This is a genomic window from Geodermatophilus sp. SMS 5-13 (assembly GCF_059428245.1).
Genome location: NZ_CP165729.1, coordinates 3,839,790 through 3,862,243, shown reverse-complemented (window position 1 = coordinate 3,862,243; position 22,454 = coordinate 3,839,790). Strand labels below are relative to the sequence as shown.

24 protein-coding genes are annotated in these 22,454 nt (G+C 74.3%); 13 read left to right on the top strand and 11 right to left on the bottom strand.

What is annotated here, in order from left to right; all coding sequences use genetic code 11:
• The first annotated feature begins 27 nt into the window (after positions 1-27).
• The 8 genes from AB3388_RS18665 to AB3388_RS18630 all read left to right on the top strand — a co-directional run bounded on the left by AB3388_RS18665 (position 28) and on the right by AB3388_RS18630 (position 8,208).
• Entirely contained in the window at positions 28-1,071 is a 1,044-nt protein-coding gene (locus tag AB3388_RS18665) for a LacI family DNA-binding transcriptional regulator (RefSeq protein ID WP_495406809.1), read from the top strand.
• 117 nt (positions 1,072-1,188) lie between these two features.
• Positions 1,189-2,208: a Gfo/Idh/MocA family oxidoreductase gene (locus tag AB3388_RS18660; RefSeq protein ID WP_495406808.1), complete on the top strand. Its 1,020-nt coding sequence runs from the start codon at positions 1,189-1,191 to the stop codon at positions 2,206-2,208.
• Complete coding sequence (locus AB3388_RS18655; protein WP_495406807.1) at positions 2,205-3,104, top strand: sugar phosphate isomerase/epimerase family protein; 900 nt, start codon at positions 2,205-2,207, stop codon at positions 3,102-3,104. The genes AB3388_RS18660 and AB3388_RS18655 overlap by 4 nt, the downstream gene beginning before the upstream one ends.
• A 5-nt stretch (positions 3,105-3,109) precedes the next feature.
• Complete coding sequence (locus AB3388_RS18650) at positions 3,110-3,985, top strand: intradiol ring-cleavage dioxygenase (RefSeq protein WP_495406806.1); 876 nt, start codon at positions 3,110-3,112, stop codon at positions 3,983-3,985.
• A complete protein-coding gene (locus tag AB3388_RS18645; protein ID WP_495406805.1) occupies positions 3,982-5,064 on the top strand; it encodes a maleylacetate reductase in 1,083 nt (360 codons plus the stop codon). The genes AB3388_RS18650 and AB3388_RS18645 overlap by 4 nt, the downstream gene beginning before the upstream one ends.
• Entirely contained in the window at positions 5,061-6,185 is a 1,125-nt protein-coding gene (locus AB3388_RS18640) for a Gfo/Idh/MocA family protein (RefSeq protein WP_495406804.1), read from the top strand. Before AB3388_RS18645 ends, AB3388_RS18640 begins: the two co-directional genes overlap by 4 nt.
• Positions 6,170-7,183 carry a Gfo/Idh/MocA family protein gene (locus tag AB3388_RS18635; RefSeq protein ID WP_495406803.1) on the top strand — a complete coding sequence of 338 codons (1,014 nt, stop codon included), beginning with the start codon at positions 6,170-6,172 and terminating at the stop codon, positions 7,181-7,183. Before AB3388_RS18640 ends, AB3388_RS18635 begins: the two co-directional genes overlap by 16 nt.
• The gene (locus AB3388_RS18630; RefSeq protein WP_495406802.1) at positions 7,180-8,208 is read left to right on the top strand and encodes a Gfo/Idh/MocA family protein; all 1,029 of its coding nucleotides are present in this window, start codon (positions 7,180-7,182) and stop codon (positions 8,206-8,208) included. The genes AB3388_RS18635 and AB3388_RS18630 overlap by 4 nt, the downstream gene beginning before the upstream one ends.
• Before the next feature lie 34 nt (positions 8,209-8,242).
• On the opposite strand, the gene AB3388_RS18625 is transcribed toward AB3388_RS18630, so the two are convergent.
• The 5 genes from AB3388_RS18625 to AB3388_RS18605 all read right to left on the bottom strand — a co-directional run bounded on the left by AB3388_RS18625 (position 8,243) and on the right by AB3388_RS18605 (position 13,172).
• Complete coding sequence (locus AB3388_RS18625; protein ID WP_495406801.1) at positions 8,243-8,488, bottom strand: hypothetical protein; 246 nt, start codon at positions 8,486-8,488, stop codon at positions 8,243-8,245.
• Between the two features lie 19 nt (positions 8,489-8,507).
• The gene (locus tag AB3388_RS18620) at positions 8,508-9,632 is read right to left on the bottom strand and encodes an inorganic phosphate transporter (protein ID WP_495406800.1); all 1,125 of its coding nucleotides are present in this window, start codon (positions 9,630-9,632) and stop codon (positions 8,508-8,510) included.
• A gap of 324 nt (positions 9,633-9,956) precedes the next feature.
• Positions 9,957-11,738 carry a phosphatidylglycerol lysyltransferase domain-containing protein gene (locus AB3388_RS18615; protein WP_495406799.1) on the bottom strand — a complete coding sequence of 594 codons (1,782 nt, stop codon included), beginning with the start codon at positions 11,736-11,738 and terminating at the stop codon, positions 9,957-9,959.
• Between the two features lie 141 nt (positions 11,739-11,879).
• Positions 11,880-12,722 (bottom strand): aldo/keto reductase, encoded by an 843-nt coding sequence (locus AB3388_RS18610; protein WP_495406798.1) that lies wholly within the window; start codon positions 12,720-12,722, stop codon positions 11,880-11,882.
• A gap of 93 nt (positions 12,723-12,815) precedes the next feature.
• The gene (locus tag AB3388_RS18605) at positions 12,816-13,172 is read right to left on the bottom strand and encodes a carboxymuconolactone decarboxylase family protein (RefSeq protein WP_495406797.1); all 357 of its coding nucleotides are present in this window, start codon (positions 13,170-13,172) and stop codon (positions 12,816-12,818) included.
• 245 nt (positions 13,173-13,417) lie between these two features.
• Between AB3388_RS18605 and AB3388_RS18600 the strand changes: the two genes are divergently transcribed.
• Positions 13,418-14,455: a helix-turn-helix transcriptional regulator gene (locus tag AB3388_RS18600; protein ID WP_495406796.1), complete on the top strand. Its 1,038-nt coding sequence runs from the start codon at positions 13,418-13,420 to the stop codon at positions 14,453-14,455.
• A gap of 62 nt (positions 14,456-14,517) precedes the next feature.
• Here AB3388_RS18600 and AB3388_RS18595 read toward each other — a convergent pair whose 3' ends face one another.
• The 3 genes from AB3388_RS18595 to AB3388_RS18585 all read right to left on the bottom strand — a co-directional run bounded on the left by AB3388_RS18595 (position 14,518) and on the right by AB3388_RS18585 (position 17,287).
• Positions 14,518-15,546, bottom strand: a complete 1,029-nt coding sequence (locus AB3388_RS18595; protein ID WP_495406795.1) for a hypothetical protein — start codon at positions 15,544-15,546, stop codon at positions 14,518-14,520.
• A 154-nt stretch (positions 15,547-15,700) separates the two neighbouring features.
• The gene (locus tag AB3388_RS18590; RefSeq protein WP_495406794.1) at positions 15,701-16,684 is read right to left on the bottom strand and encodes an AraC family transcriptional regulator; all 984 of its coding nucleotides are present in this window, start codon (positions 16,682-16,684) and stop codon (positions 15,701-15,703) included.
• Positions 16,685-16,918: 234 nt separating this feature from the next.
• Positions 16,919-17,287 carry a winged helix-turn-helix transcriptional regulator gene (locus AB3388_RS18585; protein ID WP_495411471.1) on the bottom strand — a complete coding sequence of 123 codons (369 nt, stop codon included), beginning with the start codon at positions 17,285-17,287 and terminating at the stop codon, positions 16,919-16,921.
• Positions 17,288-17,524: 237 nt separating this feature from the next.
• On the opposite strand from AB3388_RS18585, the gene AB3388_RS18580 reads away from it, so the two are divergent.
• The 3 genes from AB3388_RS18580 (at position 17,525) to AB3388_RS18570 (ending at position 19,236) form a co-directional block, all read left to right on the top strand.
• The gene (locus AB3388_RS18580) at positions 17,525-18,106 is read left to right on the top strand and encodes an NADPH-dependent FMN reductase (RefSeq protein WP_495406793.1); all 582 of its coding nucleotides are present in this window, start codon (positions 17,525-17,527) and stop codon (positions 18,104-18,106) included.
• 75 nt (positions 18,107-18,181) lie between these two features.
• Entirely contained in the window at positions 18,182-18,778 is a 597-nt protein-coding gene (locus tag AB3388_RS18575; RefSeq protein ID WP_495406792.1) for an HhH-GPD-type base excision DNA repair protein, read from the top strand.
• A gap of 161 nt (positions 18,779-18,939) precedes the next feature.
• Positions 18,940-19,236, top strand: coding sequence for a DUF3099 domain-containing protein (locus tag AB3388_RS18570; protein WP_495406791.1), 297 nt, complete (start codon positions 18,940-18,942; stop codon positions 19,234-19,236).
• Here AB3388_RS18570 and AB3388_RS18565 read toward each other — a convergent pair.
• Both AB3388_RS18565 and AB3388_RS18560 read right to left on the bottom strand, forming a co-directional pair.
• Positions 19,233-20,102 (bottom strand): carbohydrate kinase family protein, encoded by an 870-nt coding sequence (locus tag AB3388_RS18565; protein ID WP_495406790.1) that lies wholly within the window; start codon positions 20,100-20,102, stop codon positions 19,233-19,235. The genes AB3388_RS18570 and AB3388_RS18565 overlap by 4 nt on opposite strands.
• A gap of 2 nt (positions 20,103-20,104) precedes the next feature.
• Positions 20,105-21,028: a pseudouridine-5'-phosphate glycosidase gene (locus AB3388_RS18560; protein WP_495406789.1), complete on the bottom strand. Its 924-nt coding sequence runs from the start codon at positions 21,026-21,028 to the stop codon at positions 20,105-20,107.
• Positions 21,029-21,079: 51 nt separating this feature from the next.
• Between AB3388_RS18560 and AB3388_RS18555 the strand changes: the two genes are divergently transcribed.
• Positions 21,080-21,310, top strand: coding sequence for a DUF3039 domain-containing protein (locus tag AB3388_RS18555; protein WP_495406788.1), 231 nt, complete (start codon positions 21,080-21,082; stop codon positions 21,308-21,310).
• Positions 21,311-21,323: 13 nt separating this feature from the next.
• Here the strand turns inward: AB3388_RS18555 and AB3388_RS18550 are convergent, their stop codons facing one another.
• Positions 21,324-22,400, bottom strand: coding sequence for a YihY/virulence factor BrkB family protein (locus tag AB3388_RS18550; protein WP_495406787.1), 1,077 nt, complete (start codon positions 22,398-22,400; stop codon positions 21,324-21,326).
• Between the last annotated feature and the right edge of the window lie 54 nt (positions 22,401-22,454).

The following is a 22,454-nucleotide window of genomic DNA, read 5'->3' as shown; positions in this document are numbered from 1 at the left end:
CATCATTTGTCCCTCAGACTGACCGGCGTGCCGCACCCGTACCCGATCCGTGAGATCGCCCGCCAGGCCGGCGTGAGCGAGGCGACCGTCGACCGCGTCCTCAACGCCCGCGGCGGCGTGCGGCAGAGCACCGTCGACGAGGTCCACCGCGCCGTCGCCGATCTGCACCGGCAGCGCTCCCAGCTCCGGCTGACCGGTCGCACCTTCTTCCTCGACCTGGTCGTCGACGCGCCCGCCCGGTTCTCGCAGGCGGTGCGCGTGGCGCTGGAGTCGCAGCTGCCGCTGGTGCGGCCGGCCACCTTCCGGGCGCGCTTCCACCTCGCCGAGGCCCCGCCCGTCCCCGAGCTGGTGGCCACCCTGGACGGCATCGCCCGGCGCGGCTCGCAGGGCGTCGTCCTCAAGGCCCCGGACCACCCGCAGGTCGTGGCCGCCGTCGACCGGCTGACCGAGGCCGGCATCCCCGTCGTCACGCACGTCACCGACCTGCCCACCAGCCGCCGGGTCGCCTACGTCGGCCTGGACAACCGGGCCGCCGGCGCCACCGCCGCCTACCTGCTCGACCAGTGGCTCGGCGACGACGGTGGCGCGGTGCTGGTCACCCGGGGAACCGGCTCCTTCCGCGGCGAGGACGACCGCGAGATGGGCTTCCGGGCGGCCCTGCGGCAGCTGCGGCCGGGCCGGCGGCAGGTCGACCTGGTCGACGCCAGCGGGGACGACGACGTGCTGCGCGGCCTGGTCCGGGACGCGCTGGCCGCCGACCCGGAGATCGCCGCCGTCTACTCGCTCTACGCCACCGGTGGGAACGCGGCGACCGTCGCCGCCTTCGCCGACGCCGGACGCCACTGCCGAGCGTTGGTCGCGCACGACCTGGACGCCGAGAACCTGGCGCTGCTGCAGGCCGGGCGGCTGTCGGCGGTGCTGTACCACGACCTCGCCCTCGACCTGCGCCGCGCCTGCCACATGGTGCTGCAGGCGCACGGGGACCTGCCCGGCAGCCCGCGCTCCTGGCACTCCGGTGTCCAGGTGGTCACCCCGTACAACATCCCCGCCGAGGCCCTGGCCGGGTCCTGACCGGCTGAGGGGTTTTTGAGGGATCGGCGCCGTTGACGGCGGTGTGGCGGTGACCACAGCCTTGACCCCGGCGGGGCCGGCACCGGCCGGCCGGGCAGCGAGTCGAGGAGATGCGTCGTGGCGCTGGACGTCGGGGTCATCGGGGTCGGCATGATCGGCCAGGAGCACGTCCGCCGGCTCGACGGCGGGCCCGGCGGCAGCCGCGTGGTGGCCGTCGCCGACGCCGACGCCGACCGCGCCGCCACCGTGGCCGGGCAGCTGCCCGCCGCGAAGGCGCTGGCCACCGGCGAGGAGCTGATCGCCTCCGACGCGGTCGACGCCGTGGTCGTCACCTCCTGGGGGCCCACGCACGAGCCGTACGTGCTGGCCGCGATCGCCGCCGGCAAGCCGGTGTTCTGCGAGAAGCCGCTGGCCACCACGCCGGAGGCCTGCCGGCGGATCGTGGACGCGGAGGTCGCCGCCGGCCGCCGGCTGGTCCAGGTCGGCTTCAACCGGCGCTACGACCCCGCGCACCGGGCCCTCAAGCAGGCCGTGGACGGCGGCGCCATCGGCGCGCCGCTGCTGGTGCACTGCGCGCACCGCAACGCCTCGGTGCCGCCGCACTACACCCGCGACATGTCCATCGCGGACACCGCCGTCCACGAGATCGACGAGCTGCGCTGGCTGCTCGGCCAGGAGATCGCCGCGGTCCAGGTGCTCAGCCCGCGCAGGAGCAGCCGCGGGGGCGAGCTGCAGGACCCCCTGCTCGTGCTGTTCGAGATGGCCGACGGCGTGCTCGTCGACGTCGAGGTGTCGGTCAACATCCACTACGGCTACGAGATCCGCTGCGAGGTCTCCGGGGAGACCGGCACCGTGGAGCTGGCCGAACCCGCGCCGGTGACCATCCGCCGCGCGGGCGCCGTCGCCGGCCTCGTCCCGGCCGACTGGCGGGAGCGCTTCGCCCTCTCCTACGACGTCGAGCTGCGCGAGTGGGTCGACACCGTCACCGCCGGGCGGCCGCCGCGGGGACCCGGCGCCTGGGACGGCTTCGCCGCGCAGGTGGTCTGCGACGCGGCGCTGCGCTCGCTGCACTCCGGTGGGCGGGTCGCGATCGAGCTGCCGACCCGGCCCGGCCTGTACGCGGGCGGGGCGCGATGAGCGCCGACCCGAGCATCGCCAACCGCGAGCTGCTGGCCACCTGCTGGACCTCGGCCGGGGACGCGGCGCCCGACCGCGGCGACGAGATCAGCCCCGTCGACCTGCGGACCCGGATCGAGACCGCGGCCGAGGTCGGCTGGGAGGGCTTCGGCCTCCTGCACGCCGACCTGGCGATCGCCCGCGACACGATCGGCCTGCCGGAGCTGCGCCGGATCTTCGACGGCGCCGGGATCCGGCACGTCGAGCTGGAGATCCTGCCCTGGTGGTGGACCACCGACGAGCGGCGAGGCATCTCCGACCGGCGGCGCACCCTGCTGCTCGACGCCGCCGGAGTCCTCGGCGCCCGCACCGTCAAGGTGGCCGCCGAGGGCGGCGGGCGGCCGGTCGACCCGGCGCGGTTCCACGAGGACTTCGACCGGCTGGCCACCGAGGCCGGCCACGCGGGCACCCGCGTGGCGCTCGAGTTCATGCCGATGACCAACCTGGCGACCCTGCGGGCCGGCGTCGACTTCGTCACCGCGGTCGGCAACCCGCACGGCGGGCTGGCCGTCGACACCTGGCACGTCCACCGCGGCGGGACGAGCTACGGCGAGCTGGAGCGGATCCTGCCGGCGGAGTACACGTTCGTCGTCGAGCTCGACGACGCCGCCGAACAGGTCGTCGGCACGCTGTGGGAGGACACGCTCGATCACCGTCGCCTCCCCGGCGAGGGCGACTTCGACGTGCCCGCCTTCATCGCCGCCGTCCACCGCGCGGGCTACCGGGGGCACTGGGGCGTGGAGATCATCTCCACCGAGCACCGGCAGCTGCCCGTCCGGGAGGGCCTCACCCGCGCCCGCGCCGCCACACTCCAGGCGCTGGCGGCCGCGGACGCGCTCGTGGCCTCGAAGGGCTGAGCGCCGTGCTGTTCACCGAGGAGCGGTCGGCCGAGGCGGTCGCCGCCAGCTTCGCCGGCACCCCGGACCCGCGGCTGCGGCAGGTGCTGACCTCGCTGGTCCACCACCTGCACGCGTTCGTCAAGGACGTCGAGCTGACCGAGGAGGAGTGGGGCGTCGCGATCGGGTTCCTCACCCGCACCGGGCAGATGTGCGACGACGTCCGGCAGGAGTTCATCCTGCTCTCCGACGTCCTCGGGATCTCGATGCTGGTGGAGACGATCAACCACCGCACCGGCGGCACCTCCACCGAGTCGACGGTGCTCGGGCCGTTCCACATGGTCGAGTCCCCGGAGCGGGAACCGGGCGACGACATCGCGCTCGACGGCAAGGGCACCCCCTGCCTGGTGTCCGGGCAGGTGACCGGGCCGGACGGCGAGCCGCTGGCCGGCGCCACCGTGGACGTGTGGCAGGCCGACGAGGACGGCTTCTACGACGTGCAGCAGCCGGGCATCCAGCCGCCGGGCAACCTGCGCGGGCTGTTCACCGCCGACGCCGACGGCCGGTTCTGGTTCCGCTCGGTGGTGCCGCGCTACTACCCGATCCCGGACGACGGCCCGGTCGGGCAGCTGCTGGCCGCGACCGCCCGGCATCCCAACCGCCCGGCGCACCTGCACGTCATCGCCTCCGCGCCGGGCTACCGGCCGGTGACCACGCACGTGTTCGTGGCCGACTCGCCCTATCTGGACTCCGACGCGGTCTTCGGGGTCAAGGAGAGCCTGATCCGGGACGTGCCGGAGGTCGACGACCCGGCCCGGGCGGCCGAGGTCGGCCTGGCCAACCCGTTCCGCACCCTCACCTTCGACCTGACCTTGCTCCGTGACGGAGGGAGAGCGTCATGATCCGCGCGTTCACCTACCAGGCGCTGCCGATGCGCGTGGTGTTCGGCGCCGGCTCGCTCGCCTCCCTGCCCGCCGAGGTCGAGGCCCTGCGGCTGACCCGGGTGCTCGTCCTGTGCTCACCCGAGCAGGAGGTCACCGGTAAGCAGGTCGCCGCCGCCCTGGGCGAGCGGGCGGTCGGCGTGCTGCCCGAGGCGCGGATGCACGTGCCGATCGAGGTCGCCCACCGGGCCCGGCAGCTGGCCGCCGAGCTCGGCGCCGACGGCTGCGTCGCCGTCGGCGGAGGCTCGGCGGTCGGGCTGGGCAAGGCGATCGCCCTCGAGCACGGGCTGCCGGTCATCGCCGTCCCGACCACCTACGCCGGCTCGGAGATGACCCCGGTGTGGGGGCTGACCGAGGGCGGGGCCAAGCGCACCGGCCGCGACATCCGGGTCCTGCCGAGGAGCGTCGTCTACGACGCCGAGCTGACCGTGAGCCTGCCCGCGGGGCTCTCGGCCACCAGCGGGATGAACGCCGTCGCGCACGCCGTCGAGGGCCTCTACGCCCCCGACGCGACGCCGATCGTCTCGCTCATGGCCGAGGAGGGCGCCCGGGCGCTGGCCGCCGCCCTGCCCCGGGTCGTCGCCGACGGCGCCGACCTCGACGCCCGCGGCGAGGCGCAGTACGGCGCGTGGCTGTGCGGCGCGGTGCTCGCCGCGACGACCATGTCGCTGCACCACAAGCTCTGCCACACCCTCGGCGGCACGCTCGACCTGCCGCATGCCCAGACGCACACCGTCGTCCTGCCGCACGCCCTCGCCTACAACGCCCCGGCCGCCCCGGAGGCGGTCGCCGCGCTCTCCCGCGCGCTCGGCGGCGTGCCCGACCCGGCCCGGGAGCTGTGGGAGCTGGCCGGCCGGCTCGGCGCTCCCCGCTCGCTGCGCGAGCTCGGCATGGCCGAGGACGACGTCCCGCGGATCGCCGAGCTCGCCGTCGCCGACCCGTACGCCAATCCCCGTCCGGTCACCCGGGACGGCGTCGCCGCGCTGCTGCGCGCCGCGTGGGCCGGCGACCCGCCCCCCGAGCAGAGGAGCAGGACATGACCGAGCCCGTCGTCGTCGGACTGCTGGGCATCACCCATCCACACGCCTCGGCGCGGGTCCGCGCCCTCCGCGAGATCGAGGGCGTGCACGTCGTGGCCGCCGCCGACGAGGACTCCCGGCTGAAGTACTTCACCGACAAGTACGGCCTCGATGCGGTCACCGCCGAGGAGATCCTCGCCGACGACCGCATCGGCGCGGTGCTGGTGCACTCGAAGAGCAAGGACATGGTCCCGCTGGCCCTGCGCGTCCTCGACGCCGGCAAGGCCGTGCTCGTCGAGAAGCCCGGCGGCGCGGCCCTGGCCGACATCCGCCAGCTGGCCGAGGCCGCCCGGGCGCCGGGAGCGATCGCGCAGGTCGGCTACAACGTGCGCTTCGCCGGCTCGGTGACCCGCGCCCGGCAGCTGCTCGACGCAGGCCTCATCGGCGACGTCGTGTCGGTGAGTGCCCGCGGCGCCCCGCTCATCGGCGAGCACCTGACCCAGCACCTCAACCAGCCGGCCGACATGGGCGGGGCGCTGTGGATCATCGGCTGCCACATGCTCGACGTCCTGCTGTCCCTCTACGGCCGCCCCGACAGCGTCAACGCGCGGGTGCGGAAGTACGCCCGGCTCTCCGACGCCGACAGCCGCGAGGACGCCGCCGCCGTGATCCTCACCTACCCCGAGCGGCAGGTCGTGTTCGACTTCGACGTCTACGACCGCCTGGAGTGGTTCGAGAGTTCCCGGGTGACCTTCCACGGCACCGGCGGCCTGCTGGAGATCGGCATCCTGCCGCAGTCGGTCCGCGTCCACCTGCCCGAGGCCCGCGACGGCTGGGGCCCGGGCTGGACCACGTGGGAGGAGAGCCGCTTCACCGTCCCCTTCGCGCGCACCGAGCAGAACACGTTCTCCGAGCTCCCGGAGCTGGACAACATCGACTTCTTCCGCCCCGAGATGCGCGGGTTCGTCGAGAGCATCCGCACCGGCGCGCCGGTCGCCGTCCCGGTCTCCGACGCGCTGGACGTCGCCCAGGTGGTCGACGCCTGCTACCGCTCGGAGCAGGCCCGCGGCGCCGACACGCCCCTGCACGACCTCGCCCGACCCACCCCTCGGAAGGAGGGCGCGCCGTGCGACTCGGACTGATCGGGCTCGGCAGGATCGGGGCGTTCCACGCCCGCACGCTGGCCGGGATCCCGGCGGTCGAGTCGCTGGTGGTGACCGACGCCGTCCCGGCCAGGACGAAGCAGGTCGCCGAGCGCCACTCCTCGGACGGCGTGGAGGGCGTCGACTCCGTGGCGGCGCTGCTCGCCTCCGGGGTCGACGGCGTGATCATCGCGGCGGGGACCGACGCGCACCCCGGGCTCGTCCTCGCCTGCGTCGAGGCCGGGTTGCCGACGCTGTGCGAGAAGCCGGTGGCGCAGACCGGCGCGGCCGGAGCCGAGCTGCTCCGCCGGCTCGAGGGCTGCACCGTGCCCGTGCAGATGGGGTTCCAGCGCCGCTACGACGCCGCCATCGCCGCGGCCCGGGCGGCGGTCGCCGGGGGCGAACTCGGCTGGATCACCACGATCCGGTCCACCACGCTCGACCCCGAGCCCCCGCCGCCCGGGTACGTGGCGGTCTCCGGAGGACTGTTCCGCGACTGCGGCGTGCACGACTTCGACGCCATCCGCTGGGTCACCGGCCAGGAGGCCGTCGAGGTCTACGCCACCGGCAGCAACCAGGGTGCGGACTTCTTCCGCCGGTACGGCGACGTCGACACCTCCGCCGCGATCGTCACCTTCGCCGACGGCGCGCTCGGGATCGTGTCCAACACCCGCTACAACGCCCGCGGCTACGACGTGCGGCTGGAGGTCCACGGCTCGAAGGACAGCGTCGCCGCCGGCGTCGACGACGGGTGGCCGATCCGGGCCACCGAACCCGGGGTGTCCTTCCCGGCCGGCCCGCCGCACCGGTTCTTCGTGGACCGGTTCCAGCCGGCCTTCCGGGCCCAGTTCGAGACCTTCCTCGAGGTCGCCGCCGGCGACCGCCCCTCGCCGTGCACGGTCGCCGACGGGTTGGAGGCGGACTGGATCGCCGAGGCGTGCGCGAGGTCGATGAGGGAGCACCGGCCGGTGCGGATCGAGGAGGTGCGCCTCGCATGATCGCCGACGAGCCGCTGCGGATCGGTGTGCTGGGCGCGGCGCGGATCGCCGGGCTCGCCGTCGTCGGGCCGGCCCGGGCGACCGGGACCCGCCTCGTGGCGGTCGCCGCCCGCGACCGCGCGCGGGCCACGGCCTTCGCGGCGGAGCACGGCGTGGAACGGGTGGTGGAGTCCTACGCCGACGTCGTCGCGCTGCCGGACGTCGAGGCCGTGTACGACCCGCTGCCCAACGCGCTGCACGGCACCTGGAACCTGGCCGCGATCGATGCCGGCAGGCACGTGCTGTCGGAGAAGCCGTTCGCCGCGAACGCCGAGGAGGCGGCCGACGTCGCTGCCGCCGCGCACCGCAGCGGCCTGGTCGTCGTCGAGGGGTTCCACTACCTGCACCACCCGGTGAACCGCCGACTGCACGAGCTGCTGGCCACCGGGGAGCTGGGGGAGCTGGTGCACGTCGAGACCACGCTGGAGATCCCGGACCCGGGTCCGCGCGACCCCCGCTGGTCGCTCGCCCTCGCCGGCGGCGCCACCATGGACCTCGGCTGCTACGCCCTGCACGCCCAGCGCGTCCTCGCGCCCTGGGCCGGCGGGGAACCGGAGCTGGTCGAGGCGCGGGCGGGGGAGCGGCCGGGCGCGCCGGGGGTCGACGAGTGGCTGGAGGCGCGGCTGCGCTTCCCGTCGGGGGCGACCGGGGTGGCCCGCTGTCACATGGCGAGCGACCGCCGGCTTCTGGGCTGCCGGGTCGTCGGGAGCCGGGGCGAGGTCTCCGTGACCAACTTCGCCGTCCCCCGGCCGGAGGAGGAGCTGGTCGTCCGGACGCCGGCCGGTGAACGCGTGGAACGGCACGGCAGCCGGTCGTCCTACGCCTACCAGCTCGAGGCGTTCGTCCGGGCGGTGCGCGAGGGCGCCCCGTTCCCGATCGACGTCGACGACGCCGTTGCGACCATGCGGTTGATCGACGCGTCCTATGCGGCCGCGGGACTGCGACCCCGGCCGCGCCTGCAGCCGGCGGCCGCGCCGGGCGTCTGACCGGCTGGGCGGTCCGGCGCACGGGCGGCAGGGCTCACGCGATGATCAGGTACAGGCCGTAGCCGACGATGAGCCCGGCGGCGAGCACGCAGAGCACGGCGACGGCCGTGCCGCCCGGGGAGTGGGTGCCGGAGGCGTGGTGACCGTTCGGACCGCCGATCCGCCGCTCCCGGGGGATGGACAAGCCGACGGTCGCCAAGGCGACGAGCAGGACGACGGTCACCGCGGCGGCCGCCGCGACGACCCCGACCGCGGCCAGCGACGCCCAGTCGATGTGCATGGGGACGGTCCTCTCCTGGTCAGGCGACGAGCTCGGACGCCGGTCGTGGCGGCACGTCGTTGACGTTGGCCGCGGTGACCGCGGTGCGGCGGGAGGCGCTGTAGATGCCCGAGGCCACGGCCACCCCGCTCACCGCGACGACGACGACCCCGGCGGGGCCGGTCGCGGCCAGCCACGACGCCGCCGCGCCCACGACCGCGGCCGCCGGGAGGGTGCAGGTCCAGGCCAGCGCGATCCTCCCGGCGACGCTCCAGTGCACCGACGCGAGCCGGCGACCGGCGGCCGATCCGAAGATCGAGCCGGTGCACACCTGGGTCGTGGAGAGCGGCAGTCCGAGGTGCGAGGAGGTCAGGATCACCGCCGCGCTGGTGGTCTCGGCGGCGAAGCCCTGGACCGGCTGGATGTCGCTCACCCGCTTGCCGAGCGTGCGGATGATCCGCCACCCGCCCATGTAGGTGCCCAGCCCGATCGCCAGCCCGGCGGCCAGGACGACCCACGGCGGCGGCGGCGAGCCGGCCGGCAGCAGGCCGGCGGTGATCAGCGTCAGCGTGATCACGCCCATGGTCTTCTGCGCGTCGTTGGTGCCATGAGCGAGGGCGAGCATCGACGACGACACCCTCTGGGAGAGCGTGAACGCCCGGCGGACGACGCCGGCGTCCGCCCGCGTGGTGACCCGAAGGGCGAGGTAGGTCGCGGTCACGGCGATGAGGGCAGCAACCACGGGAGAGAGCAGGGCGGGGAGGACGACCTTGTTCACGACCGTGGTGAAGTTGATCGCGCCGGCTCCGCCGGCCACCCAGGTCGCGCCGATCAGACCGCCGAACAGCGCGTGGGACGAACTGGAGGGCAGCCCGAGGAACCAGGTCAGCAGGTTCCAGACGATTGCCCCGATCAGCCCGGCGAAGATGACGACCGGGTTGATGAGCGTGTCATCGACGAGGCCGCCGGAGATGGTCTTCGCCACCTGGACCGACAGGAAGGCCCCTGCCACGTTCAGGCAGCCGGCGATCGCCACCGCGGATCTGGGCCGCCACGCGCCGGTCGCGATCGACGTGGCCATGGCGTTCGCCGTGTCGTGGAAGCCGTTCGTGAAGTCGAAGACCAACGCGGTCACCACGACGACGACGATCAGCGATGCATCCATGTCCCAGGCCCTCTGCTAGGCCGACGGCGACCCGGCGCTGGAGGCTGCCCCCACCGTCGTGGGCAGCGCGCAGGTACCGCGGTCCCGACCACGCCGCCAGGGCGGGCGGTGCGAGCACCGGGGCTCCGGACCGTTCCGCGAGGGACGGGACCGGCTCGCCCACGGCCGGGCGGAGAACCGCGGACAGTGGCATGCGCACCTCTCTCGTGACGCCCCCCGCGGTGGCCCTCGCGCCGTGCCTCGCCGGGCCGCCTCCGGTCGCGATCGGACGGTGACAGCCGACCGGCGGAGGGCGCATCACCCATCGGGGACGAGCGGTGCGGCTCAGTCGCCCGGAGAGGCCGCCCGGTGGCCTGCGGCGATGGTCGGGGGCGACGTCGCCGCCCCGCCGGCCGCTTCGGCAGCAGGCGCGCCGTCGACCGGGCCGACCGGGCGGCCGGCACGGGGCGCGCTCAGGCGCCTCAGCCAGGACGGGCTGACCAGGAATGCCTCCGCGCGCAGAGCGGCGACGCTGACCGCCGGCAGGTCACCGGCGCGGGCGAAGCACAGGAACCGAGGTACCCACTCCGGCCCGTACTTGGCGTTGGCCCGGTACAGCGATTCGATCTGCCAGAAGCGCGAGGCCTGCAGCAGCACGCCCCGCCACAGGCGCAGCACGGGGCCGGCGCCCAGCCGCTCGCCACGGGCGAAGACCGCGCGGAAGACGGCGAAGTTCAGCGACACACGCACCACGCCGAGCCGGCCGGCCTGGTCGAGCAGCCCGGTGACCATGAACTCGACCGTGCCGTTCTCGGCATCCCGCGCCCGGCGCATCACGTCGAGCGAGAGCCCGTGCTGTCCCCAGGGGACGAAGTGCAGCAACCCGTGGAGGACCCCGTCCTGGTCCACCGCCCGCACCAGGACGCAGGCGCCGTCGGCCGGATCCCCGAGCCGGCCCAGTGCCATCGAGTAGCCCCGTTCGACCGGGCCGTCGCGCCAGGAGTCGGCGGCCACCCGGACCGCCCGCCGCTCCTCGGGTGCGAGCTCGGCCATCCGGTCGACCCGGATCCGGTAGCCGGCCCGCCCGGCGCGCGCCACCGCCTGGCGCACGCCCCTCATCGATCGGCCCTGCGTGCTGAAGGTCGTCGCGTCCACGACGGCCTCGTCGCCGAGCTCCAACGCGTCCAGCCCCTCCCGGGCATAGCCGCCGGCGGCCCGCTCGCTCGCCCCGAGGATCGCCGGGGTCCAGCCGAAGTGCCGGGCTTCGTCCAGCCAGGCGCGGATCGCCCCCGGCCACGCCTCCGGGTCACCGATCGGGTCACCCGCCGCCAGGCTGACCGCGCCGACGACCCGATAGCTCACCGCCGCCTTGCCGCTGGGGGAGAACGTGACGGCGCGATCCCGGCGCAGCGAGAAGTAGGACAGCGAATCCGGGTCGTCCTGGCGGTCGAGCAGTTCCCGTAGCCGCTCTTCCTCCTCCGGCGTCAGCGGATGCGCTCCACCCGGCGGGCGCAACGCGACGGTGAGCACCGTCAGCAGGCACGCCGCACCCAGCACCACGAGGGAGACGGCGGCATCCTCCTGCGCGTCCGCCGTGCGGAAGACCACCGGGCCGGGAACACCGATCAGCCCCAGCGAGGCGTGCGCCAGCCGCTGCGGCGCCGTGACCGACTGTGCCTGCATCCGGACCCCTGCCGTGAGCAGCAGGAAGCCGAGCAGGACGGCGACCGCGACGGCGACGACCGCGACGCCCAGGGTCGTGCGGCGTGAGCGCGGGGGAGAGGCCGCGACGAAGCGAGCGCGGCCGGCCACGAGCAGGACGAGCACCGCGGCGGCCAGGGTCGCCTCCTCGACGTCGAGCCCTTTCACCACGTGCAGGACGATCGCCGCGCCGACGAGCCAGACGGCGGTCCACCACGCGCGCCGCCCGCCCCGGCGCAGCCCTCGGGCGAGGACGACGAGCAGGACCCCGACGGCCGCGGCGCCGGCGGTGGCCGCGGCGGGGGCCACGGGCGGCACGATCCCGGCAAGCACCTCCAGCCGGCTCCGCCACGCCGGCACCAGGGCCGAGACGACGCTGACCACACCGAGCAGGGCGACGAGGCGGGCCAGCAGCACCGGGCTCACCGCCGACCTCCACCCCGCCGCCGTCCTCGGGCGGTCCGGGGTCACCTGATCAGTCCAGGGGGACGGCGAACGGGCGGCGAGAGGCACAGGTCCCTCCGCCGGCTGCCCGGAGGTCCCACATGCGGGGGCGGCCGGCGCCGGTCAGCTGTCGCGGCGGCCGTTCAGCCAGGTGACCATCGCGGGGTCGCGGTGGTCGAAGAACAGGCTGGCGCCGGTGTCCAGCGCGGCGATGCGCGTCATCTCGTCGTCGGTGAGCTCGAAGGAGAAGATGTCGAAGTTCTCGGCCATGCGCTCGGGCCGCACGGACTTCGGGATGGCGACCACGCCGCGCTGGGTGAGCCAGCGCAGGACGACCTGGGCGACCGACTTGCCGTGTGCGGCCCCGATCTCGCTCAGCGTCGGGTTGGTGAACAGGTCGTTCTTGCCCTCGGCGAACCCGCCCCAGGACTCGATCTGCACGCCGTGCTCCCGCATGAGCTCCTGGTAGTCCGCCCGCTGGAAGAAGGGGTGGGTCTCGACCTGGTTCACGGCCGGGGTGATCTCGTTGTGGGCGATGAGGTCGACCAGCCGGTCGGGGTAGAAGTTGGAGACGCCGATGGCCCGGGCCAGGCCCTCCTCGGTCAGCTCCTGCATGGTCCGCCACTCGCTGTAGTAGTCGCCGAGGGGCTGGTGGATCAGGTAGAGGTCGACGTGGTCCAGCCCGAGGCGCTGCAGCGAGGCGTCGAAGGCCCGCCTGGTGTTCTCCCCGTTCGCCTGGATCCAGAGCTTGGTGGTGACGAAGAGCTGCTCGCGCGGAATGCCGCTGGCGGCGATGGCGCGGCCGACGGCTTCCTCGTTGGCATAGGCGGCGGCGGTGTCGATGTGCCGGTAGCCGGCGGCCAGGGCGTCGGTGACGGCCTGCTCGGTCTCCTGCGGCGGGATCTGGAAGACGCCGAAGCCGAGGATCGGCATCTGCACGCCGTTGTTCAGGGTGACGGTCTGCACTACGTGTCCTTGTCGTCGTTGGTGGGGTGATCGATGGGGACCGCCGGCCGCGGCCGGAGGTGCTGTGCCGCAACTGCTGCCGGCGTCAGGTGCTCATGCCTGCGGTCGCTCGCGGTCGGCGGAGAAGACCTGCTTGGCCACCGCGACGGCCGACATCGCCCGAGGCCAGCCGGCATGGAAGGCGAGGTGCACGATCGCCTCGACCAGCTCGGCCTCGGTGAGCCCGTTTGCCTTCGCCCGTTGCAGGTGCCCGACGAGCTGCTCGGTGCTGCCGTTGGTGACCAGCGCGGCGACGGTGATCAGGGAGCGGTCGCGGGCGGCCAGCTCGGGTCGGGCCCAGACGTCACCGAAGAGCACCTCGTCGGTCAGCTCGGCCAGCTTGGGGGCGATGTCTCCGACGAGGCGCTGCGCGGCGGAGGGTCCGGATGCCTGCTCGGGGGTGGTGCTCACGGGGTCTCCAGCGTGTCGATGGTCGGGGCGCCTGCGGTGTCGTTCCTGCGGCCGAGGATCAGCGGTCGATCCACTGCACCCACGATGCGCGCCCTCTCGGGGGTGTGTGAGGCCCTGTCTCAGGGGGACCAGCAGGGCCCCTCACGCAGGACGCGGGCCGCCTACCGTGGAGCCCCGGATCACCATGTGGGCGGTGGCACGCGCCGTCGGGGCAGGCAGCGATCAGCGAGGAGAAGACCGCGACCGTGGACGCTGCAGCGGACATCGCCGAGTTCCTGGCCACCCGCCGCGCTCGGTTGACCCCGGAGCAGGTCGGGCTGCCCAGCTACGGTCAGCGGCGGGTGGTCGGCCTGCGGCGCGAGGAGGTCGCCGCGCTGGCCGGTGTCAGCGCCGACTACTACCGGCGGCTGGAGCGTGGGCAGGTCGCCGGCGTGTCCGAGCAGGTCCTCGATGCCCTGGCGAGGGCGCTGCAGCTCGACGACGCCGAACGCACCCACCTGTTCGACCTGATCCGCGCCACCAGCCCGGTCGTCCGACGTCAGGTCCGCCCGGCCCGGCACCGGGTGCGCCCGGTCGTGCAGCGCCTGCTCGAGCAGATGACGGCGCCCGCGGTGGTCAGCACGGTCCACGGTGACCTGCTGGCGGCCAACCCGCTCGGGCGGGCTCTGTACGCGCCGGTGTTCGACAGCCGCGAGCAGCCGGCCAACTTCACCCGCTTCACGTTTCTGGACCCGGCCGCCGTCGACTTCTACCCGGACTGGGCACAGCTGGCCTCCGAGAGCGTGGCCGGCCTGCGTTCCCGGGCCGGGCGCAACCCCTACGACCGCCCACTGCAGGACCTCATCGGCGAGCTGGCCACCCGCAGCGACGAGTTCCGCAGCCGCTGGGCCGCGCACGACGTGCGGTTCCACCGCACCGGTCGCAAGCGGCTGCACCACCCGGTCGTCGGTGACCTCGAGCTCAGTTACGAGACGCTGACCCTCGAGCGGACGACGGCCTGGGCATCGCGCTGTACACCGCCGAGGCCGGCTCGCCTTCTCAGCAGGCACTGGACATGCTCGCCAGCTGGACCGCGACGCCCGATGCACTCGAGCGACGGCCGCTCGGCGAGGTCCACAGGCAGTAGCCACGTCCGGGTGACACGGCTCGACGTCGCGTCGGAGCATGAACTCCGCGTGCCGAACCTTCGCATCGCCCAGGACGACGCCGCCGACGAGCTGCTGAGCCGCGACCCGCTCGCGCTCGTCCTCGGCATGCGGTACGACCAGCACATGCGTCGATGAAGCACCGACGAGGCTGAAGGCGCTGGCCAACACCTGCGGTGGGACGGGCGTGCGGGGACGGTTCACCCCGCCGCGCCGGACGCGCCCGGCGGGAGGAACAGCCCCTTGCGCAGCGCGCGCACGGCGAGGCCGGTCCGCGATGGGGTACCCAGCAGCCGCATGCCGCGCCGGGCGGTTTCGGCGACGTCCTCGGGGGTGCTGTCCAGGGCGGCGGCGATGCGCAGGTCGTCCTCCCAGCCCGCCACGATCAGGCCGAGAACCTGCAGGTCGTGGCGGGAGAGGCCGTGCAGATCCGGCTCGGGGGAGAGCAGGACGGCGGCGCGCAGATGGTCGGCGACATCGTCGCGGCAGTCGAGCCCGGTGACCCGCAGCAGCGCTCCGCCCCCGGTGCCCAGCGCGGGGTGCAGAAAGGTTGCGTACCGGTCGCCGACGGCCAGGCGATCGACCACTTCGGCGACCGCCGGGGAGCCGGCGGCGAGCACCGGGTCGATGGGGAGCCCGGGCAGGGGCAGGGTGTTGCCAGCCTGGGTGAGCACCGTCCCGGCGAGGACATCGGGCACGGTCTCGGCGAACAGGCGGATGGCGGGCAGCCGGTCGACCGCCCGCGTGATGAGCGGGGCGAGGACGCCGGTCAGGTCCCGATCCGCGAGCGTGGGGCGGCCGTCGGCCCGGGAGAGCACCGTCAGGTGCCCGACGTGTCTGTGGTCGGCGGTGAACAGGGCTGCGTCGATGCCGCCGCGGAAGCCAGCCGGCGCCAGACAGCGGCGCCAGTACGCCGTCCCGCCGGCGACCGGGGACAGCTCGGTGGAGAGCAGCGGCCGGCCGGGTCGGTTCAGCCCGAGCCGGGCCAGTTCGGCGTCGGCCTCCGCGCTGGACCAGTAGGCGTGCAGGGCAGCGGCGTCGCCGGCGGAAGCCAGCGGGATCCGGATCTGCCGCTCGGGGTCCCGCAGCGCGATGGATGCGGCGTCGTAGCCGAAAATGGGGTAGAGCACCTGCAGGATCCGGCGGGCGCGCTCGGTGATGGGCACCGGCTCGTCCACGATCTGCGCGATGACCGCGGCCGCCCGCGCCGCCGTACCGTCCTCGGCCACGTGCCCGCCTCCCCGGAGCCCGGGCACGGGCCGCGATCGGGATGCCCGGCCGCTTCTGAGCTGAGGGCATCCATGTAAGGGGAGCGGGCCGGGCGGGTCGACGCGCAAACCGCAGAGCTCGGTGCGATTCGCGCGGACGTGTGGCCGGGCCGCCCTACATGCGGCGCAGGGTCGCCGAGGGGTTCTCGCCGAACTTCGTGCGGTAGGCGGCAGCGAACCGGCTCAGGTACAGGAATCCCCACCGGCCGGCGACGTGGGCGACCGTGGTGGTGTGCGGGTCGGCCGCCTGCAGCTCGGCGTGCGCACGGTCGAGGCGCACCGACCGCAGATACGCGCTCGGCGGGACCCCGTAGGACCGCGCGAACCCGTCCTGCAGGCTCCGCGCGCTCACCGCCACGTGGCGGGCCAGACTCGCGGTCGTCCACGGGTGCTCGGGACGGGCGCGGATGAGGTCGACCGCCTCGCGCACCGCCCGCGGGGCGCCTGGGCGGCGCGGACCGGCGAGGGCGTCGGTGTAGTTGTGCGGCTGGGCGAGCAGCAACCCGGCGGCGAGTGCCTGCGCCACGTGGGACGCGGCCAGGGGATGGTCGAGCAGGCCGTGCGCGTGGCGCGCTTGCCGCTCGACCAGCCACAGCGTGTCCAGCCAGGGTCGACCCGTGCCGGTGTCGACGTCCATCGCCTCGGCGAAGACGAGCGGCTTGGCCAGCGGCCGGTCCAGCATGGCCTCCAGTTCCCCTTGCAGCAGCGCGCGAGGGAACATCAGGCAGAACTGCCCGCAGCCGCCGCTCCAGTCGATGGCAGCGGACTCCCCGGGCATGAACACCGCCGCGCGGCGCGGCGTGCCTTCGACGCGCTCCCGTCGGCCGGCACGGAAGCGGGCCGAGCCGGAGATCGGCAGGTCCACGTGGTAGTTCTCGGCCTCGGCCGTGGCGACTTCCACGGCGCGACCGAACCGGGCGTAGGCGACCGTCACGTCCGCGACCCGGAGCGCGTTCAGCCGCATGTCCAGCCCGTCGGGGCCCGGTGGTTCGAGCATCCGCATGCGCAGCGGCAGGAACGTCGCGGCCATTGCTGCCTGCGCTTCGTCGCAGTCCGACGTCCGCGCCGCCGGGAACCGGTCCAGCGGTTCCGCTGCCATGCCCGCCTCCCGCCGTCCGCGGCTGTGCTGCTGCAGCGTCCGCACCCTACTTCGCAGGTGAACCGGCGCGGGAGCAAGCGGGGCAGAACGGGACGGCACCCCCTGGCTCATCCGCACCCACGCGGTCGACGCGAGGACGATGGCGCCGACGAACTGCTGAGCCAGGACCCGCTCGCGCTGCTCGTACCGGTTGCCGCGGTAGCGGCCGCCTGGGCCTGCTGGCCGGCTCAGGCGTCAACCAGGTGGCCGGCCCGACAGGATTCCGTCGTAGCGTTGCCGCGCTGCACGAACGGCTGGTCCGTTGGCCTCCTCCCAGGCCCGGATGGCTCTTGCCGGTTCGAACAAGCTCGCCCCCAGTTCGGTGTTGCCGTACTCGACGTGCGGCGGCACGGCGGGGTACTCGCGACGGACGACGATGCCGTCGCGTCCGAGTCCACGCAGGGAGTCGGTGAGAACCTGGGCGGTCACACCCGGGACCTGCGATCGCAGTCGTGTGAACCTCTGCGGTCCGGCCCCCAGGACGAGCAGGATCGGGAGCGTCCACTTGTGTGCGAGCACGTCGAGCGCCTGCCGTGGGGGCGAGCGGACGTCGTCATGACTCATTCGACTGGCAGTCACCGGGGCCTCCCGGGCGCGGCCGGTCATGTTGCACTGACCGGCGGATGGACCGCTACGTTGCTCGCATCCCTTCGGGGGCGCTACCGCACCACGCGCCACAGGCGTCGGCGCCCCCGGCTGTCGGGGGGCACCTGAGCTGCCGGGCAGCCCTTCCTGCCGTGACTGCGGGCACGCCGACCAGGCTTCGTGACAGGACCGAGCCGACGGTGATGGAGGAGACGGATGGCTGAGCCCACGAGGCACTACCAGGTCGGCTACTTCGTCGGAAGCCTGTCGACCACCTCGATCAACCGCATCCTGTCCCGGGCGTTGATCCGGTTGGCGCCGAGCGATCTGGAGTTCACCGAGATCCCCATCGGCAACCTTCCGCTGTACAGCCAGGACTACGACACCGACTATCCGCCGGAGGCGAGAGGGCTCAAGGAGGCCATCTCGCGGTCGGACGCCGTGCTCTTCGTGACCCCCGAGTACAACCGCTCGATCCCCGGCGCCCTGAAGAACGCCATCGACTGGGCATCGCGTCCCTGGGGGCAGAACTCCTTCCACCACATCCCGGCCGGCGTCATCGGGGCCTCGGTCGGGGCGATCGGCACGGCCGTGGCGCAACAGTCCCTGCGCGCGGTGCTCAGCTTCTGCAACGCCCGTCAGATGACCTCGCCCGAGGCCTACATCACGTACTCGACGGAGCGGTTCAAGGACGACGGCGAGGTCGTCGACGAGACGACGGCGCAGTTCCTCAAGGACTACATGCAGGAGTTCCGTGATCACGTCGTGCGGGTCCTGACCGTCCTGCCCCGGCCCTGATCCCTGGACGTCGCCCATCCGTGCTGATCGAGTCCGGCTGCTCGCACGATTGCGCAGGACTCGGGGTACGGCACCATGCTGGTTGTGCCGACACTCCGCATCGCCCAGGACGACGCCGCTGACGAGCTGCTGAGCCGCGACCCGCTCGCGCTCGTCCTCGGCATGCTGTACGACCAGCAGTTCCCGATGGAGCGCGCCTTCGCCGGGCCGCGGCTGCTGGCCGACCGGCTGAACGTCGACACCCTCGACGCCGCTGCGCTCGCGGCCACCGACCCCGAGCAGCTGGTGAAGGCCTTCCAGGGGCCGCCGGCCGTCCACCGCTATCCCGGCTCGATGGCGGCCCGCACCCAGGAGCTGTGCCGGCTGCTCGTCGAGCGCTACGGGGGCCGGGCCGACGCGCTGTGGGCCGACGCCCCCGACGGTGCCACGTTGGTGAAGCGGATCGGCGAGCTGCCCGGTTTCGGCGCGCAGAAGTCGAAGATCTTCGTCGCCCTCCTGGGCAAGCAGTACGGCGTCACCCCGCCCGGCTGGCGGGAGGCGGCCGGGGCCTACGGCGAGGAAGGGTCCCGGCGCTCGGTCGCGGACATCACCGGTCCGGAGTCGCTGGTCGAGGTCCGCGCGTTCAAGCAGGTGCAGAAGCAGGCGGCCAAGGCGGCCGGACCCGGCGCCTGAGAGCGAGCAAGGAAGTACCTGCATCGGCCCGGATGCGGTGGCACGATGGGCGGCGGAGCCGGTCCGCCCGCGCCGTGTCTTCCTCAGCGCGATCGGCCGGCGGAGGGATGGGTGACGTGGTCTCGAGCCAAGAGCCCGCACGTTCCCGCAGGGTCGAGCCGGTGCTGATCACCGATGCCCAGCGCAGCCTGCTCGAGGAGCACGCGGCACGGAAGAAGCGCTACGTGATCACCATGGGCATCCGTGCCCTGAGCGTGGTGCTGGCCACGGTCGTGTACGCGACGACGCACGTTCTCTGGCTGGTCCTGGCCTTCGCGGCTCTGGGCACCGTGCTGCCGTGGATCGCCGTGATCATGGCCAACGACGGGCCGCCCAAGAGCAAGCAGCACGTGCACCGCTACGACGCCCGGCCCGACCGCACGCTGGAGAACAAGGACGCGCGGGTCATCGAGGGTTAGCGCGCTCCGGGCCGCCCCACCACTTGCGCGGCCAGGGCCAGCCCGGCCTCCAGCGCCGCCGCCGGCTCGCCGCCGGCCAGCCAGACCGACAGCAGCCCCGCGGTGAAGGCATCCCCCGCCCCGGTCGTGTCCACCACCGTCGCCGGGTGCGCCGGCCGGTGCCGTAGCGCCGTCCCGGCGGCCCAGAGCGCGCCGTCCGCCCCCAGGCTGACCGCCACCGCCGGGTACCGCGCGGCCAGCGTGGACGCCGCGTCGGCGACGTCGGCGCAGCCGGTCAGCAGCCGCGCCTCCTCCGCGTTGGGCAGCAGCAGCGTGGCCGCGGCGGTGTCGGCCAGCCAGCGGTCGACGCCGTAGCGGCGCAGCGGCCCGGTCGAGGCGGGGTCCACCGACACCGTCGCCCCGGCGGCCGCCGCGGCGGCGAGAGCGGCCAGCCCCGCGGCGCGCGAGGACGCGTCGAGCAGCGGGTAGCCCGAGAGGTGCAGGTGCCCGCCCGGCGCGACCGGCGGGACGTCGTCGGGCAGCAGGGCGAGGTTCGCGCCCCGGTCGGCCAGCATGCTGCGCTGCCCGTCCGGCTCGACCAGGCTGACGATCGTGCCGGTCGGCGCCCCCGGCACAGTGCGCAGCGCCGTCCGCACCCCCGCCGCGGCCAGCTCGGCGGCGAGGACGGCACCGGCCGGGTCGTCGCCGACGCACGCGGCCAGCCGCACGGGGACGCCCAGCCGCGCCAGGTGGACGGCGACGTTCGCCCCGGCGCCCCCGCCGCGGGTGCGGATCGCCGCCGGCCGGTCGGAGCCCGGCGCGGGCTGGCCGTCCAGAACGGCGACGACGTCGGTGGCGACGTCCCCCACCACCAGGACCGGGCGCACCCTCAGCCCGCCCGCAGCGCGGCGGCGATCCGCCCGGCCAGCTCGGCGTTGCGCAGCACCAGCCGCACGTTGACCGCCAGGGTCGCGCCCGCGCTGGCCCGGTGCAGGTGGTCGAGCACGAACGGGGTGACCGCCTTGCCGCGCACCCCGGCCGCGCCGGCGGCGGCCAGCGCGTCGCCGATGACCCGGTCGTGCAGCTCCGGGTCGAGCTGCTCCTCGGCCGGCAGCGGGTTGGCGACGACCACCGCACCCGGCGCCAGGCCCCGGCGGGCGGCGAAGACGGCGGCGGCCTGCGCCGGGTCCTCCACCGACCAGTCCAGCGGCGATCCGGAGTCGGCGACGTAGAAGCCGGGAAAGGCCCGGGTGCGGTAGCCGACGACGGTGACCGACAGCGACTCCAGCCGCTCCAGCGTCGCCGGGACGTCGAGGATGGACTTCACGCCCGCGCAGACCACGACGATCGACGTGCGGGCCAGCGCGCCCAGGTCGGCGGACTCGTCGAAGGTCTCGGCGGCGTCGCGGTGCACCCCGCCCAGCCCGCCGGTGGCGAACACCTCGATCCCGGCGCGGGCGGCCAGCAACGCGGTGCCGGACACGGTGGTGGCCCCGGACCGCCCGAGGGCGGCGGCCACCGGCAGGTCCCGGACGCTCAGCTTGGCCAGGTCCGGGTCGCCGCAGACCCGGTCGACCTGCGCCGGCTCCAGCCCCACGTGCGGCACCCCGTCGAGGACGGCGATCGTCGCCGGCACCGCGCCGCCGCGCCGGACCGCGGCCTCGACGTCGTCGGCCGCCCGGCGGTTGTCCGGCCGGGGCAGGCCGTGGGCGAGCAGGGTGCTCTCGAGCGCCACGACCGGGCGGCCGGTGGCCAGCGCGTCGGCCACCGCGGGGGAGACGACGGCGCCGGGAACAGGGGAGTCGGGCTGCACGCTGCCATCATGGAGGGCGAACGACCGACGCCCCGCCCGCAGGGAGACACCGTGAGCAGCAGCGACATCCTCGAGAAGCCCGACGTCCGGGACGCCGACACCGACAAACCGGACGACATGTTCCACTACGTCCGCAAGAACAAGATCGCGGAGAGTGCGGTCATGGGCACGATGGTCCAGGCCCTGTGCGGCGAGGTCTTCCCGGTGACCAAGGCCCCGAAGCCCGGCAGTCCGGTGTGCCCGGCCTGCAAGGAGATCTACGAGTCGATGCGCCCGGAGTGAGCCGCGCGGGCGGTCAGCCGCCCAGGCCGAGCTTCTTCGCCTCGGACTGCAGCTTGGCCGCCCGCCGCTCCTGGCGCCGCCGCTCGTGCCGGCGCAGGGGCGCCGGCCAGCGCGCCTGGATGGTGGCGTTGAGCTCGGCGCCGAGCAGCACGGCCATCCCGAAGAAGAAGCAGAACAGCAGGGCCGCGATCGGGGCGGCCAGCGCCCCGTAGGGCAGCGCCGTGGTGAGGACGTCGGACACGTAGGTCCGCAGCACCGTCGAGGCGATCAGGAAGAACGCCATCGCCGCCAGCGCCCCCGGCAGGTGCCGCCGCCACGGCAGCCGGCGCGGCAGCATGACGTGGTAGAAGCTGGTCAGGACCACCACCAGGCCCATCACGACCAGCGGCCAGTACACCGCGTTGATCAGCACCGTGGCCAGCGGCCGCCAGCCGGCGGGCAGCAGGTCCACCAGGATCTCCCGGCCGAGCACGAGCAGGGGCAGGGTGAGCACCGCGACCACGAGCCCGACGACGAACAGCCACAGCGCCAGGAGCCGGGTGGCGATCGGCCCGCGGACGTCGCGCTGGTCGTAGGCGATGACCGCCGTGTTGATGAAGGTCGCCGTCGCCGACGAGCCCGCCCACAGCGAGAGCAGGAAGCCGACGCTGACGACGTCCAGCCGCCCGGAGCTCAGGATGTCGTTGAGCGTGGGCGCGACCAGCGAGTTCACGACGTCGGGGGTGAGCACCTCGGCGGAGGCGTCGAGCAGCTTGTCCTCGATCTCGGCCACCGACGCCGCGCCGATGACCTGGCCGACGTAACCCAGCGTCCCGAGCAGCCCGATCAGCAGCGGCGGCACGGAGAGGATCTGCCAGAACGACGCCTCGGCCGACAGCCCGAGGATGCGGTCCTGCCACGCCTTGGCCACCGTCCGCCCGGCCACCTCCAGCGGCACCCGCGCCCAGGCCGGCCAGCCGGCCAGGCGGCCGGAGCCCGGCTCGTCGGCCCGGCCGTCGCCCGGCGCGCCGTCGACCGCCGGCGGTGGCCCGTCGGCGGCCGGCTCGTCGCCGGCGCGCGGCGGGGAGCCGCTCGGCAGGACCGCGCTCATGGGCCCAGTGTGCACGCGACGACCTGCGCCGGACCGGATCGCCGCCGGTCCGCC